The organism is Sulfurospirillum sp. 1307, assembly GCF_054408545.1.
In genome coordinates, this window is sequence record NZ_CP176011.1 from 1,220,974 (window position 1) to 1,236,418 (window position 15,445).

Below are 15,445 nucleotides of genomic sequence, written 5' to 3' on the forward strand. Positions count from 1 at the left end.
TCGCATCCTTAAAATATTTTACACTTATAAGTGTAATACATCTAGGCTTAAATAAAAATAAGAGAAAATATTAAAAATATAGTAAAAAGAGATATTTAATGATTATTATTTAGTACGTAAGCTATTTGGCCTACAGATATACCCCCATCATTGATTGGAAATTTATTTGAAAAAACAAAATCAATGCTTTTGTATTTAAGTAAATTTTCTAATATTGTTCTGTTTTGAAAGACTCCTCCTGATAAAATAACCTTTAATTTATACTTCAAAGATATTTCAATGATGATTTTTAGCAATGAATTAATAAATTTTGAAGCTATTATCTTTGCGTCATTATCTTTAATCATATCAATTATGGTATGTTTATATTTAATAATATCATTTTCAAAATAAAAATCGTAACTATCTTTTATTTTTTTATCATATAAACTTTCAAGTATTAAGCCACTTTCTCCGTCATAAGTTACCTTATCACAAACTCCACAAATCACAGCAACCATATCAAACAATCTTCCAACGGCTGAGCATTTTGGAGAATTTAACTCTTTTTTATGAATTTGTTTTAGCATATTTAATTCAAAATTACTAAAAGTAGATAAAAAATCATCAAAAATCTTATCTTCTTTACAATCTAAAATCATTGAAAGCGCAATTCTTTTAATATCTTTTATGCTAGCTTCACCACCTAAAAGTTTAAATGGCTCAAAGTATGCTACTCTTTCATAGTTTTGATTATCACATACAAAAAACTCTCCGCCCCAGATACTACCATCATCGCCGTATCCTGTACCATCCCAAGCAACTCCTAAAACCTTTTCATTTATATTGTGTTCAAACATACAAGACAGTATATGTGCATAGTGATGTTGAACTTGGATGATAGGTAGATTTTGCTTTTTCGCCCACTTTGTACTCTCATATAGTGGGTGCTTGTCACAGACAATTAAATCTGGTTCAAAATCATAAAAGTTTTTAAAACTTTTTATATTTTTTTCAAATAGCTCAACGCTTTTTATATTGTCCAAATCACCAATATAAGGAGCTAAAATAAGCTGGTTGTTTAGATATATACTAATTGCATTTTTCTGATGAGCACCTAAAGCTAATATTTTTCTATTTTCATTTGAGTTTACTCTTATGGATGTTGGAGTAAATCCTCTTGAGGATCTTATCATCACACTTTTATCATCTATCATCTGTAAAACACTATCATCACTTGAATTTACAATTTCTCTATTATAATCCAAATAATACTCTATAACCTCTCCAAGTGCCTCTTTTAAATCATCTTCATTTGTTACTATTGGCTCACCTGATCTATTTGCACTAGTTGCAATAATTGGAAAATTCAATCTATCAAGAAGCATTACATGTAAAGGAGTATAAGCTAAGAAAACACCTAATCTATCAATATTTGGAGCGATATAAGCATTTATCTTTTTTTTCTCTTTTACAATTACAATAGGTCTATTAATTGATAAAATTTTTTCTCTTTCAAATTCACTTATTGAGGTATATTTTTCAATCTCTTCTATACTTTTAGACATCACTGCAAATGGTTTAGATGGACGTTTTTTTCTAACTCTTAATTCTTTTACAACTTCTTCATTTGAAGCATCACAAATAAGATGAAATCCTCCCATACCTTTTAAAGCTACAATTGCACCTTTTGTTATGAGTTCAGCAAATTTATCTATTGCTTCAATATTGTGTGCTAAAGTATTGCCTTTCATATCTTTTAAACTCAAAGTCGGACCACACTTATCACAACTAACAGGCTGAGCATGATATCTTCTATCTAGTGGATTTTCATACTCACTTCTACACTCTTCGCACATCTCAAATGGTTTCATTGATGTATTTTTTCTATCGTATGGAACAGTTTTTATAATCGAATATCTTGGCCCACAATTTGTGCAATTTATAAAAAAATAATTATACCTTCTATCATTTTTATCTCTTAACTCTCTTAAACAATCATCACACATTGCAAAATCAGGACTAATAAGAGATGATTTTGAAGATAAATTTTTACTCTCTTTTATAATAAAATCTTTAAAATTTTCAATAGAAGATTCTTTTTTTTCTAATTTATCAATTCTAGCTAGTGGTGGGAGTTTATTGAAAATATCTTGTTCAAATTTTTCCAAATCTTCATCATTGCCTTGGGCAGATATAAAAACACCCAATGAATGATTTAGTACATACCCTTTTATATTGTTTTGTAGTGCTAAAGTATAAATAAAGGGGCGAAATCCAACCCCTTGTACAATTCCTTCTATTTCAAATTTAAAATGTTTAATTTTCAATTGGTAATTCTTTATTCATACAAATTTGCATATTTGCTTGCATTTGTTTACATGTAAGTTCACTAAGTCTTCTTACTCCAAACATAGAACCACAAAGTGCTAATCTTTCAGATGACAAATTATCTCTACAAAAATCACTTGTATCAGATAGAAAGTATGCCAACGATTCTAGTAAACCAAAACTTAATGTTTTATCGTCAGTTCCAGCAAGCCTAAAGCTCATAGCACTTCTAATGAGTTTTACCATATCAAATTGACTTACTAGTTTTCCCTCTTCAATTACTTTATAATCAATCATTGGTCCTTTTAATCCACCAAAATCTTCTGCAAACTCTATGATTTTATCAGCTCCACAGTCTAAATCATCACTAAGACCTAATATAACTGATACTATTTTCCAAACAGAATAGATACTATCGGTTAAGTTTTCAGGTATAGCCATATCTTCAATTTTATCAAAAATTTGTGGATAGCTATCTTTATAGTTTTTTAGCAATTTTTTACCTGAATTTGATTTTTCCATTGTCTCAAAAATTTCTTTAAAACTTTTTAAAACAGGAAAAGTTATCAAATTTAGCATACCTGTTTTTTCACTAAGATGCATAATCAAATCATCATTCTTCATACTAAGATAAAAACAACTTACTTTTTTATCAAAAATATCATGTTCTTGCATAACTGAAGCAAAACTAGCATATGCTGGATTATCAAATTTCTTCAAATTTTCTTTTAACTCTTTAGATGCATAATCACTACCACTAAGTATCAATATTTCGCCATTTTCTAAAACAGTTACCTCAATCTGAGGAATATTGTTTAAAATACCTTCAATTTTTAAAATATATTCATTTTTATTAGCATTTACTCTATATACAAAATCTATACCTTTTTCATGTAGCTTTTGTAGTATTTTAAAAATTAAAATTTCATCTGCCAATTTTACTTTTACTCTTGATATTGGGAGTATCTCTTTTGCTTCATAAAGTGAATTTACTTTTAATTTTATAGCAGGTTTTTCCAAACTTGCAAGAGCTTTAATTTCATTTTCCCTAATTACAACCATTTTTTCCAATCTTGATAAATCAGTTGGAAACACAATGTAATCTTTATAATTTTTAGATGCAAATGTTTTATCTAAAATCCCATATATATAACTTCCACTAGCGCTTTGTATTGAAACTTCTTTCCCACTACTAAAGATATCAGCAATTTTTTCATATAACTCATCAAATGAATTATAATTTATCTTAGCTCCATCTTCATATAAAATTACACTAGAATCATTGGCATATAGTTCATTACCAATTTCATTGTTCAAAAGTGGATTATCTGATTGTAGTGTCTTAGGAGTAAAAGGCAAAGTTAAATTACAGTTTTGCACATCAAAATTTTCTATGCTAAATTTATCGACAACATTAACTGCACTAGATTTGAAAAATATTGAAAGTGGTAATCTTTGTGAAATAAAATCAGAAAACTCTTCTAGTTTTTCTTCACTACCTTTAACTTCTAGCTTGATTATGCTCTTTTCTTTCCCAATTTTGTATTCTATATCAAAATCTTTACAAATATTTTCTAAAAAATTTTCTAAAAGTGCATTTTCAGATATATAATTAAATTCAAATGAAAGTATCATTTTAATCCTTGTTATGAATTAGTTTTATAAGCTATTCATTTTAGTAAATAGCTTATAAAACCATTATTAAATGGTTAATTTTATGGGGAGGGGTTGTTTTATACTTCTCTTTCACAAGCACTTAGTGCCACTTCTTGAATATCGAAATTATTTACCTTTTTATAAGTAAAACCAAGTTCACTTATATGCTTTAAAAAGGTTTTTTCCATCAAATGACTACCTTTTATGACTGGTTCAGTCATTTTCAAAGTAGTATCAGCAATAACTTCAGGAATAATTCCTATGATTTTTGTAGGAGGTCTATCTCCAGACATATCCATCATCATCAAAGTTTGGAGCATTTCTACTTCATGTGCGCTTCCTTGCCATGATATAGAATTTGGTACATTTTCAAAATCAAAAAAATACACATCTCCAATCTCACCATCATTAGCATCAACACAATCTAACATAATCATATAATCATATTGACTGATTATAGGAATTAACCTTTGAGCTAATGTTCCGCCATCAACAAAATCTAAAGTATGCTCATCTGAGCTAAACTCATAATTTTTTTCCAAAGTTCTACAAAGGTGTACGCCAACTCCTTCGTCGGCGCACACAACATTGCCTATACCTAAGCATAAGACTTTCATAATAAACTCTTAATGATCTTGTTTTTCAAATTTATATCCACTGATAATTGAATCAATAGATCCTTCTTTACCCATAATTGAGTTAAAGATAGCCATATAAATATGAACAGGAATAAAGATCAATATGCCCCACATTGCAATATGATGAATTTCTCTTACATTCGCAAGCCCACCCATCATAACTTCTAATGGACGCATATAATCATACAAAAATCCACCTAAGCCATTATGATATACATGTACATACAGAACTAGACCTGTAATACAAATCACAAATACCAAAGCATATAATCCTATGTAAGCAATAAATTGCAATGGATTATATACACCTCTTAGTTTTGGATGATCACCTAAAAACAGATAATATTTTATTTGACCTATCCATACTTTTGGATTAACAAAATCCAAAAATGATATTCTCTCTCTCCAGCTAACCTTATCTATAACGAATAGATATGATTTAAATAGAGTCACTGCTATAAGTACAAATCCTGCTATTTGGTGCCACATTCTAAATTTTGCATTTAAAAATAAAACAGGCTCATCAGATGCTGCTGGTGCAACAAAAACATAAGCAAGATAAAAGCCAGTTACTGTTAAAGCAAATATTGCTATCGCTCTAATCCAGTGAGTCCAGCGTAAACCAGCAGAAAACTCATATTCAATTTTTCTTTTTGGCATTGTTATTTCTCCTTTTAACAAGCAGCTCCATTAGGATCAACTTTATATGAACTCATTTCATTACCTTTTGTATCAAATACATGTACAGCACAAGCAATACAAGGATCAAATGAGTGAACAACTCTAATAATTTCTAATGGTTGAGACAAATCAGCTATTGGTAAACCAATAAGTGCTTCTTCGTAAGGTCCTCTAACACCACTTGCATCTTTTGGACTTGCATTCCAAGTTGAAGGAACAACTGCTTGATAGTTTTCAATTACTCCATTTTTAACTCTAACCCAGTGGCTTAGAACTCCTCTTGGAACATTTCCTATATATCTTCCTTTATACTCTTTATTTTTATCAATTTTATAACTAGTATAGGTAGAATCATCAACTTTTAAATTTTCAACCAATGCATTAAATGCATCTAGTGCATTATCAGCAATAACTTTACACTCAAGCATACGAGCTGCTGTACGACCTAATGTTGAAGCAACAGCTGTTATAGGAAGACCAGTATCTTTTAAGAATTGGTCAACTACTTTAACAACTCTTGGATTACCTTTTGCATAGTTTATCACAATATTTGCTAAAGGTCCAACTTGAAGAGGTTTTCCTTTATATCTTGGAGCTTTAATCCAGCTATATTTTCCATCTTCTTGTACAACTTTTGATGTTACTAACTCACCTTTGTCATTTACAGTTTGAGCATCTTTTAATCCTGTGTAGTTAGGATCAGTTTCTCCATCATATGGATGAAGAGCAGCATCATTTTTATACCAAGAGTGAGTTGCTTCTTCAGTAATTTGACTTTCATCAAGCTCTTCAACTTTAAATTTCTTACCACTAACTAAATTTACAACATCCTCAGCCATCATAACGCCACTTTCAAACATCCACTCATTAGCGCTCAATGGAAACTCTTTATAAGTAAATAAGTTTGCAGTACCAAGACCAGCATTAACACTAGGCTCACCAGCATACATACCACCAGCCATAACAACATCTGCATAATAACAATTATCAATAAACGCTTTAACTTCTTGGAACTTAGTTAAAAATTCACCTAAACGTGCTGGAGATTTAAGATCCATGACACATGTAACGCCACCAACTGTTAAAGTTTGAGGGTGTGGTTGTTTAGCTCCAAAAATTGCCATCATTTGAGCTGCAGTTCTTTGGATTCTTAGTCCTTCTAAGTAGTGAGAAACTGCTATTAAGTTTTGCTCAGGAGTTAATTTATAAGTTGGATGTCCCCAGTATGCATTAGCAAATGGTCCAAGGTGTCCTTTTTTAACAAACTCTGCTACTCTCTTTTGAACAGCTTTTAAGTGATCCTCTCCAGTAAACATTGGAGTTTTAGTATATTTGAATGCTTCTTTACTTGCTTTTGCTGGATCCGCACTAAGTGCTGAAACAACATCTACCCAATCTAATCCATGTAAGTGATAAAAATGTATTGGGTGATCATGCATAAAAAGCGCTGCATTCATCAATGTTCTTGTAAGCTTAGCATTTAAAGGAGGTTCTATCCCTAATGCATCTTCAACAGCTATAATACCAGCTTTGTAGTGAGAGTAAGTACAAACACCACAAATTCTTTGTGTAAAGAAACCAGCATCTCTTGGATCTCTACCTTTAAGGATATTTTCTAATCCTCTCCATAAAGTTGCAGAAGAATAAGCTTCCGTAACTTTGTTATTATCATCAACTACTACTTCTATTCTTAAGTGTCCTTCAATTCTAGTGATAGGATCTACTACTATTCTTTTACTCATTTATATTTCCTTCTCAGCTTAGTCATCAGATTTTGGAGCGCCTTTTACGGCTGCTATTGCTGCATGTGCTGCGATACCTACTGCTGTTGCTCCAAGAAGCGCAACTCCTACCTTATCAGCAGTCTTATCTGCACCCTCTCCATAAACTGTTTGATATAGTCTATCGCCAAGTGGCTCTTCAAATGGTCCCATAGCATCCCAAAAATCTGGTTCACTACAACCAATACATCCATGACCTGCTTGAACTGGCCAAGATGTATGTTGATTAAATCTTTCTCTACTACAATTGTTAAATGTATATGGACCTTTACAACCTACTTTATATAGACAGTACCCTTTTTTTGCACCATCATCTCCAAATTCTTGAACAAATTCACCAGCGTCAAAATGACCACGTCTTTCACAAAGATCGTGAATTCTAAGACCATATGCCCATTTTGGTCTATTATATGCATCAAGTGCTGGTAAAGTTCCAAATAGTATATAGTGAAGAACATTTCCAACTATATTTTTTTCACTTGGAGGACAACCAGGAACATTGATAACAGGTTTATTAGTTACTTCATGAAGTCCTTTAGCCTCAGTTGGGTTTGGATATGCAGCTTGTACACCACCAAAACTTGAACATGTACCAATAGCAAAAATTGCAGCAGCATTATCTGCAGCTTTAACAGCATTACTTAGCCCTGTATTTGCATTTGGTCCAATTTTAAGATACATTCCATTATCTTTAGTAGGAATACCACCTTCAACCATTAAAATATATTTACCCTTATATTTCTCTATAGCATGTTCTAAATTATGCTCTGCTTGCCAACCAGCTGCTGCCATAATTGTTTCATGATATTCTAATGAAATATAATCAAATATCAAACTATCAATTCCTGGTGCATCAGTTCTAAGTAAACTTTCACTACAACCAGTACACTCTGCCATATGCAACCATACAACTGGTAAACGGTCAGTCAACTCTGCCGCTTCTGCCATGAGTGGTGTAAATGATGAAGGCAAAGAAAGCATTGCAGTCATCCCAGCAGCCCATTTCATAAAATCACGACGGCTGATACCTTTTTCTTCCATCAACTGTGCTATTGACTTATCCTCGTGCATTGGAGCGAACTTTTTGAGTTCTCCAAGTCTTGAGGAAATCTTTTGGTACAGTTCAGCTTGTTCCATAAGTTTCTCCTATGTGGTTTTTCTCTCATCAATAAGACATTCAATAAATGACTATTCATTTATTAAATGATTATTCATTTAGTATTAAAGCAAAAATTGCAATAATAAGTAAATAAAAAAACGGTTTTTTATAAAAAAGTAAACTAAAATGTGTAAAAAAGAAACAAAGTAATAGGATAAATTAAGTATTAAATTAAATTTAAATTAATTTTTAGGTATAATTAATTACATTTAAGTGATATTTTAAAAAAGTCTACTGTGTTGTACATACTGCACAAACATCAAAAGTTTTGAAAACAAAATCAGCCATGCTAGGTGAATCTAGTCCAATAATAGCTTTTTGGGCAATCGCAGGCTCTTTTCTTGAACCATTTCCTAAATTCCAAACTGTTGGAGTTATGATGTCATAGCTACTAATTAAGCCTTTTTTTATAACTACTTCATGCAAAAGTGATCCTCTAGCAGCTTCACATCTTCCTATACCTTTTGCATTTATATGATTAAGGTTAACCAAAGGTGTATTACAAGATGCTTCCAAAAGGTTTATATGATTTAGAATATAGTTTGATCTTTTTAAAAGATGCGCAATCTCTGCAACTCTTGAAGCTATTCTTGTTAAAGATGAATCTTTAAACTTTCGATGAAAATCTTTTATAAGTTTATCTTTGCCAATCATCATTCTAGCAATTGGACCTGACTCATAGTAGCTCTTTTTATACATAGCACTTTTTGAGTATGTATATCCATTTTCAATAAAAAAGGTATTGTCTAAACTTTCACTTATTAAATTTAAATTTACATTTAAAACTCTAGTTGCAATAGATTTTTTTGCATCTATTTGATTGGTATTTTCACCTAAAGATATAAATTGATCATAACTTTTACCAATGCATTGTAAATTGTTTTCCATCATTTTTTCAACTATATATTTTAATTTACCATTATTTGTCATTATTTGCATTGATGAATCATATGATAAAAATTCATCAATAGTAGTTCCAAAGATTTCTTCCTCGCAAAAACTATATACTTCATCAAGATATCTCATTGCTTCATACTTATCACCATCAATTGGATCACAAGTTACACCTCCAGGCATACAAAATGATCCATGTGGCCATTGTCCTGTAAAAATAGCCATTGCTTTAAGAATTGTATTGCTAGCTTTTTGTGCCTTTATCCACTCACTTCCTTCAAAAGCTCTTATGTTTTCTGATTTTTCTTTTGATAAATCAAATATTTGAGGAAGGATAGTAAAATATAGCCACTTTATATGGTTTTGTATTTTTTCGCAATTTAACGCAAATTCTCTAATATATTTTGCTTTTTGTGTTAAATCAACTTTAATACCTACAGATTTATAAGCATCTTCAATCGCATTAATAGCAGCAATTGTATGAGAAGTATTACAAATACCACATACTCTAGGAGTAATAGCAAGTGCATCTAAAAAAGGTCTTTTTTCTAAAATTTTTTCTATGCCTCTGAAAGTTAAAAATTTTATTTTTGCGTATGATATAGCATCATCTTCCCATTGTAATTCTAATGTTGCTTCTCCCTCTACTCTTTGTAAAAATTCTTTAGTTATCTTCATCTATCAGTCTCTTTTCCAATCTATCTATCTTAAAACCCTTAGCAACACCAGCCAGTGAGTAATATGCCCTTTTACTTATACCATATGGTGCTGGAGGAAGTGACATATGAGTTTTTGTTTCATAAAGTCTCTTTTTAGGAAAATCAAATTCGGTACATCCTAAACATGGCGAACCAACTCTTGTTTTTGAGCTGACTGAATTCCAAAGTATCTTATTGCAACTTGCATGTGTCATAGGTCCTTGACAACCATGTTCATAAAAAAGACACCCCTCTTTTTGTCCATAATCTTTACAATCTACTTTCCATTCAAAATACTCATTTCTCAAACAACCATGGTGTACCAAAAATGCATATACATCTTTTGGTCTTTTATACTCATCAAGTAAAAGTTTATCTTTTCTGTGAAGTTTATAAATAGTATCTACAAACCACCTAGGATGCATAGGGCATCCTGGAATATTTACAACTTTTTCATTTTTTTTCCAATATCCACCCTTTTCTTTTCCACTATACAATGCACCAAAAATCTCTTTTTCATTTTGAAATCTAAATATACCACCAAAGCTGGAACAGCTTCCTGCACATATTATGTGTTTTGCTCTTTTTGAAAGTTCATCAACCAAATAAGAAAAAGAGTATCCAAATCTATCTATATACTTATCGTTCTTAGTAAATGCTCCCTCTACCACTAAAAAATCAATTTGCATATTGCTTTCTATGATTTCATTCATCTCATATGGTGTTCTAATTTGTGGGTGATGAAGAATCTTGATAGATTTTTTAAAAACTTCAAAACTCTCATAGTTAAAAAATGACTGAGAATTACCATTACACGTAAGACCTTGTAGCCAAACTAGAGTAGATTTTTGATTACTTTTCATCAATCTTTAAAGCTTTGTATATGTTATAAGATATATCATCTATGTAATTATTGATATCTTTGTCTAAAATACCCTCACCATTTAAAAAAACAAAGCCACCTAAATACCCCATAAAAAGTCCAAAGGCTGAGAAAAAATCTTGATCTCTAAGCTCTCCTTTTCTAACACCTTCTTCAAAGAATATCATCATCTCTGTTACAAAGCTTGCAACACAAAGCATACCTTCACAACCATCTTTGAAAATCTCTTTATTTGCTAGATAAACTCTTAAAAAATAATCTAAGTACTGTGGTTTGTTAGTTGCTATATCAAAATATGCTTCTACAATTTTATATATTTTATCTCTTACACTACAATTCATCTCATTTATTTCTTTTATTCTCATTCCAACAATATTTGATGAATATTTAATTACTTCTCTTGCTAATTCTTCTTTTGAAGAAAAATAATTATATAAGTTTCCAACACTCATATTCATTTCTTTTGCAATATCTGGAATTGTCGTGCTATAAAATCCTTTTTTGGAAAAAAGTAATAAAGAGGTTTCTAAAATTTGTTCAATTTTTCTAGTTCTTTTATCCATTAGCAATTCCTTTTTTATAAGCTTTATAAAATTACTTATTTTAGTGCATTTTATCATAATTATATATAACTTTTCTTATATAAATGTAAAATCAGGTAATAAATTATTTACTTTTTCTCATTTTATACATTTTGTTACTTTTTTATTAATTTTATCATTATATAATATACTTTCTAAATTATTACAATAAAAGGAAAACTTATATGCTACTAATGCAATTAAAACCAATAGAAAAATTTGCTTTTTTACAATTAGCTCATCATTTAGCAAAAGCGGATGGAGATTACGGAAATAGAGAAAAAAAGATGATTGAAGAGTATTGCATAGAAATGGGAATTGATGACATAATCTATGATAAAAATGAATTTTCACTAGAAGAGTGTTTAAATAAATTTCAAAACAAGAAAGGACAAAGAATTCTACTTTTAGAACTAATGATACTCGTTCATGTTGATGATAAATACAACCAATATGAACAAGAACTCATACAAATCATTTCTAAAAAATTTGACATAAGCGACCTTAGTGTAAAATACGCTTCATCATGGGGGAAGGCAGTATCAGCACTAAGAGAACAAGCTTTGTTGATTGTTGATATTTAAATCTTTAAAGTATTTTTTTATAGCATCATTGGAAAATGCTTTATCATACATATGCAATTCTTGCCAAGTTAAGCCATCTAACAAGTTTGTATAAGATGGCTTTAGTTTATTATCAATCTTGTATATAAAATTTTTTATCATTCTTACTAAAAATACATACTGTGATATATTTAAAGAATCAAGCAAATCAATCACTTTGTAATAATTTGCAGTTTTTAAATTTTTGTCTTGGTCATAAGACCAAATTCTTTTTGCAAAATCATGTCTGTATTCAACACTAGAGCGATTTTCATAAGCAAATTTTTTTAATTCTTTTTTTAAATTATCCCTTTGCATATAATCAATATCTTTGTTAAAAAATAAAAACACACTCAATAAAAAAATATCTTCTACTAAGATAGGTTTACGCTGTAATTCTCTTAATATTTCATCTTCAATAATCAATTGTTCTTTTAAATAAGCTAGATGTTTTACACGCCAATTATTTTTTTCTTTTTTAACTCTTTTTTGCCAATCTATTAAAGTTGGTCTTGGGATTTCAAATCTTTCAACTAATTTTTTATAGGAGAAGCGCATATAATACTCCAAATTTATTTTGGAGTATTATAGCATAAATATATGGATTACATTATATTTAATTAATTATATAATGAATTACTATCTTTTTTTTCTTTTCATTTTATTTTTTGCAAGTTCTTGCATATCTTCTGTAACATCAAGTTCATCCATGATTTCTAGTCCTAAAAGGGTTTCAATACAATCTTCTAATGTTACTATACCTTCTGTTTGTTCATATTTATCTGTTACTAAAAACATATGTTCTTTTCTTTTTATGAACAAATCTAGAGCGTAAGATACTGGTATATTTTCATTTATAGAAAATATTGGCAACATCAAATCATCTACAATTCCATCTTTATTTTGTATTGCATGCTTAAAAATTTGTTTACTTAAAACAACTCCTACGATATTATCAATACTTCCTTCATAAACTGGAATTCTAGAAAATCTTTCAATACCTTCTGTTTTTAAAACATCTGAAATCTTCATACCTTTTTCAATTGCATAAACAACACTTCTAGGTGTTAATATGTTTGCAACTTTTGTTTTATTTAGTCTTAAAACATTTTCAATAAAATCACTCTCTTTTTCTCCAATTTCACCACTGTCTTCAACTAAAAGTGTAGTTTCAAGAAGTTCTTCACGAGTGATTAAATGCTGTTCAGAGTTTCTAGAAATTTTTTTAGTTACAAATATTGTTAAAACTATAATTGGATAACTTAAAAAGATAAAAAATCTAATCAAATAAGCTACAAAAGGGGCTAATTGCTTAAAATAAACTGCACCAATTGTTTTTGGAATAATTTCAGAAAAAAACAATATCGCTAAAGTCAATCCTACTGAGACATAAAATACCCATTCCATGCCAAATATTTTAGCAGCTTCAGCACCGATTCCAGCAGCTCCTAGAGTATTTGCAACTGTATTAAAGATTAATATTGAGGCAATAGAAACATCCATGTCCTTTTTAAGCTTTTCTAGAAGTTTCCCAACTTTCTCATTTTCTTTTTTTATAACTTTAATATGTGACATATTAAGAGATAATATAGCAGCTTCTGAAATAGAACATAAAAATGAAACACCAATAGTTAGACTTAGATAAATAATAAGCATACTCATAAATGCCAACCTTTATTATTTATCTCACTTTTGTTACGCGGCAGAAAGAACTTAATCAAACAGTACCGCTGTTTCGACGAAGAATCAGACATGATATTTTTTTAATAACTCCTTATCATTTTTTATCAATCCACGAGAGATTAAACTCTCAATAACTTTTGGATCACAATCAGTATCTTTTGGCCACTCTCTTGTGTAGCCATCAATCTCATTTTTATTTGTAGCATCAATTCCTATGAATTCTTTTTCTAAAAAGATATCCCTTTTTGCATCAATGTTATTTACAATCCTCCAAATCAACATATAAGGGTTATCAAGATCATTACAATCAATATCTACAAATACTAAAAGTTTCATATGTTCTTTTAGTTTTTTTAGTTTTTCATAAAGTTCTCTTACAGCTCTTTTTTTCTCAATACCTATAACTACTATTGGAGTCTTGGTATGAGTTTTGTACTGCTTGATACTTTTTACTTCTTCAACTAAACTCGTAATTTTAGCATAAAGTTCGTCATTACACAATATATTTTTCTTAGGAAAGTTAACATTATCTTCAGTACAATCAACTCCTAGTTTTCCACCAAAACATGCATTTGGGCTAGCATGGTCTAGTGCATCACAAACTCCCTCACTTATCAAAATATTATCCACACTAACTCTATCTAGTATATAATCACTAAGTTCATCATAATTCTTTAAATCAGGAGCATCATCACCTACAAAAAAAGCATGCTTAACAAAACTCATTTGCCCTACTCCCCAAAAAGCATGCATAAACTGCTTTGCGTGAGCTGGATACATTGTTTTCATTTTAGCAATTATTAGATTATGAAATACACCATTTTCTGGCATATTATAATCAATAAGCTCTGGAGCTGTTGTTTTTAAAAGTGGTAAAAATATCCTCTCAGTTGCCCATCCCATATATTTATCTTCCAATGGAGGTTTACCAACTACTGTTGCTTGGTAGATTGGATTATCTTTAGTACTTATACAAGTTACATCCATAACAGGATACTCTTCTTTTAAAGTATAATACCCTGTATGATCGCCAAATGGACCTTCTATCTCCATACAAGTTGGATCAACCCAACCCTCTATTACAATATCTGCATCATTTGGAACATAAATTGGATTAGTAAGAGATTTAACAAGTTTTACACTCTCTTCTCTAATTAGTCCATAAAGAAGCATTTCAAACATACCATTTGGCATTGGTGCTTGACCACACCAAATATAAAGAGGATCACCACCAATTGCAATACTAACAGGCATTTTCTTACCTGCTTCCTTGTATTCATGAAAAAAATGTGCTCCATCTTTATGTATTTGCCAATGCATTCCAAGTCTATTTCTATCATAAACTTGCAATCTATACATACCTACATTTTGTTTATTACCATCTAAACTTTGAGTATAAACATGCCCCATTGTGATAAATGGTCCGCCATCTTCACTCCAAGTTTTTAAGATTGGCAAATCATATAAGTTTACAGATTCTTGTATATTTTTTTGGCAAATACCTTTTTTGTTTAATCTTTTTGGGAATACATTTTTAAGACTAAAAAGTCTTCCTAACATATCAAGTTTATCCATAAAACCACTTGGTGGTTTCATATGTAATAACTCTTCAATTTCACTAGAAACATCTTCCGGATGTTTTCCAAAAATCAATTCAGTTGCTTCATAAGAGCCAAAAACATTCATCAAAACTGGCATATTAAACTTTTTATTTAGCCTTTTTGAAACTGGATTTTTAAATAAAAGAGCTTTTGAATCTTTTTGCTTTACTTCAACATAAGCAATATGAGGAATTTCAAGGTCAATATCAACTTCTTCTTCTATTACTCTTAGCAACCCATGTTCATTTAATTCTTTTATTATTTCTTCCATACTTTCC

Annotated in this window: 13 protein-coding genes; 1 reads left to right on the forward strand and 12 read right to left on the reverse strand. The window is 30.1% G+C overall.

The genetic code is table 11. From position 1 onward, the window contains the following. Positions 1 to 95: 95 nt before the first annotated feature. The 9 genes from hypF to ACKGJI_RS06280 form a co-directional block, all read right to left on the reverse strand. Positions 96 to 2,309, reverse strand: a complete 2,214-nt coding sequence (hypF, locus tag ACKGJI_RS06240; protein ID WP_458699426.1) for a carbamoyltransferase HypF — start codon at positions 2,307 to 2,309, stop codon at positions 96 to 98. Next, the gene (locus ACKGJI_RS06245) at positions 2,299 to 3,945 is read right to left on the reverse strand and encodes a hypothetical protein (RefSeq protein WP_458699427.1); all 1,647 of its coding nucleotides are present in this window, start codon (positions 3,943 to 3,945) and stop codon (positions 2,299 to 2,301) included. Before ACKGJI_RS06245 ends, hypF begins: the two co-directional genes overlap by 11 nt. A gap of 98 nt (positions 3,946 to 4,043) precedes the next feature. Then, a complete protein-coding gene (locus tag ACKGJI_RS06250; protein WP_458699428.1) occupies positions 4,044 to 4,583 on the reverse strand; it encodes a HyaD/HybD family hydrogenase maturation endopeptidase in 540 nt (179 codons plus the stop codon). Positions 4,584 to 4,592: 9 nt separating this feature from the next. Next, positions 4,593 to 5,264, reverse strand: coding sequence for a Ni/Fe-hydrogenase, b-type cytochrome subunit (cybH, locus tag ACKGJI_RS06255; protein WP_458699429.1), 672 nt, complete (start codon positions 5,262 to 5,264; stop codon positions 4,593 to 4,595). Positions 5,265 to 5,278: 14 nt separating this feature from the next. After that, a complete protein-coding gene (locus ACKGJI_RS06260; RefSeq protein ID WP_458699430.1) occupies positions 5,279 to 7,027 on the reverse strand; it encodes a nickel-dependent hydrogenase large subunit in 1,749 nt (582 codons plus the stop codon). Between the two features lie 18 nt (positions 7,028 to 7,045). Beyond that, positions 7,046 to 8,203, reverse strand: coding sequence for a hydrogenase small subunit (locus ACKGJI_RS06265; protein WP_458699431.1), 1,158 nt, complete (start codon positions 8,201 to 8,203; stop codon positions 7,046 to 7,048). Between the two features lie 253 nt (positions 8,204 to 8,456). Further along, on the reverse strand, positions 8,457 to 9,797 hold the full coding sequence (locus ACKGJI_RS06270) for a nickel-dependent hydrogenase large subunit (protein ID WP_458699432.1): 1,341 nt from the start codon (positions 9,795 to 9,797) through the stop codon (positions 8,457 to 8,459). Then, positions 9,784 to 10,680 (reverse strand): NADH-quinone oxidoreductase subunit B family protein, encoded by an 897-nt coding sequence (locus ACKGJI_RS06275; RefSeq protein ID WP_458699433.1) that lies wholly within the window; start codon positions 10,678 to 10,680, stop codon positions 9,784 to 9,786. Before ACKGJI_RS06275 ends, ACKGJI_RS06270 begins: the two co-directional genes overlap by 14 nt. Continuing rightward, a complete protein-coding gene (locus ACKGJI_RS06280; RefSeq protein WP_458699434.1) occupies positions 10,670 to 11,263 on the reverse strand; it encodes a TetR/AcrR family transcriptional regulator in 594 nt (197 codons plus the stop codon). The genes ACKGJI_RS06275 and ACKGJI_RS06280 overlap by 11 nt, the downstream gene beginning before the upstream one ends. Before the next feature lie 203 nt (positions 11,264 to 11,466). Here ACKGJI_RS06280 and ACKGJI_RS06285 point away from each other — a divergent pair, with 203 nt between their 5' ends. Beyond that, complete coding sequence (locus ACKGJI_RS06285) at positions 11,467 to 11,865, forward strand: TerB family tellurite resistance protein (protein WP_458699435.1); 399 nt, start codon at positions 11,467 to 11,469, stop codon at positions 11,863 to 11,865. Here ACKGJI_RS06285 and ACKGJI_RS06290 read toward each other — a convergent pair. From ACKGJI_RS06290 to ACKGJI_RS06300, 3 genes are all read right to left on the reverse strand, one after another. After that, positions 11,830 to 12,441 carry a hypothetical protein gene (locus ACKGJI_RS06290; protein ID WP_458699436.1) on the reverse strand — a complete coding sequence of 204 codons (612 nt, stop codon included), beginning with the start codon at positions 12,439 to 12,441 and terminating at the stop codon, positions 11,830 to 11,832. The two genes, ACKGJI_RS06285 and ACKGJI_RS06290, sit on opposite strands and share 36 nt — an antisense overlap. 81 nt (positions 12,442 to 12,522) lie before the next feature. Continuing rightward, positions 12,523 to 13,545: a CNNM domain-containing protein gene (locus ACKGJI_RS06295; protein WP_458699437.1), complete on the reverse strand. Its 1,023-nt coding sequence runs from the start codon at positions 13,543 to 13,545 to the stop codon at positions 12,523 to 12,525. A gap of 84 nt (positions 13,546 to 13,629) precedes the next feature. After that, complete coding sequence (locus tag ACKGJI_RS06300; RefSeq protein WP_458699438.1) at positions 13,630 to 15,438, reverse strand: menaquinone biosynthesis decarboxylase; 1,809 nt, start codon at positions 15,436 to 15,438, stop codon at positions 13,630 to 13,632. Positions 15,439 to 15,445: the final 7 nt, after the last annotated feature.

Coding starts and splice junctions, on each gene's coding strand:
- ACKGJI_RS06245 (WP_458699427.1), bottom strand. CDS start 3,945: ATGATACTTTCATTTGAATTTAATTATATATCTGAAAATGCACTTTTA.
- ACKGJI_RS06250 (WP_458699428.1), bottom strand. CDS start 4,583: ATGAAAGTCTTATGCTTAGGTATAGGCAATGTTGTGTGCGCCGACGAA.
- cybH (WP_458699429.1), bottom strand. CDS start 5,264: ATGCCAAAAAGAAAAATTGAATATGAGTTTTCTGCTGGTTTACGCTGG.
- ACKGJI_RS06260 (WP_458699430.1), bottom strand. CDS start 7,027: ATGAGTAAAAGAATAGTAGTAGATCCTATCACTAGAATTGAAGGACAC.
- ACKGJI_RS06265 (WP_458699431.1), bottom strand. CDS start 8,203: ATGGAACAAGCTGAACTGTACCAAAAGATTTCCTCAAGACTTGGAGAA.
- ACKGJI_RS06270 (WP_458699432.1), bottom strand. CDS start 9,797: ATGAAGATAACTAAAGAATTTTTACAAAGAGTAGAGGGAGAAGCAACA.
- ACKGJI_RS06275 (WP_458699433.1), bottom strand. CDS start 10,680: ATGAAAAGTAATCAAAAATCTACTCTAGTTTGGCTACAAGGTCTTACG.
- ACKGJI_RS06280 (WP_458699434.1), bottom strand. CDS start 11,263: ATGGATAAAAGAACTAGAAAAATTGAACAAATTTTAGAAACCTCTTTA.
- ACKGJI_RS06285 (WP_458699435.1), top strand. CDS start 11,467: ATGCTACTAATGCAATTAAAACCAATAGAAAAATTTGCTTTTTTACAA.
- ACKGJI_RS06290 (WP_458699436.1), bottom strand. CDS start 12,441: ATGCGCTTCTCCTATAAAAAATTAGTTGAAAGATTTGAAATCCCAAGA.
- ACKGJI_RS06295 (WP_458699437.1), bottom strand. CDS start 13,545: ATGAGTATGCTTATTATTTATCTAAGTCTAACTATTGGTGTTTCATTT.
- ACKGJI_RS06300 (WP_458699438.1), bottom strand. CDS start 15,438: ATGGAAGAAATAATAAAAGAATTAAATGAACATGGGTTGCTAAGAGTA.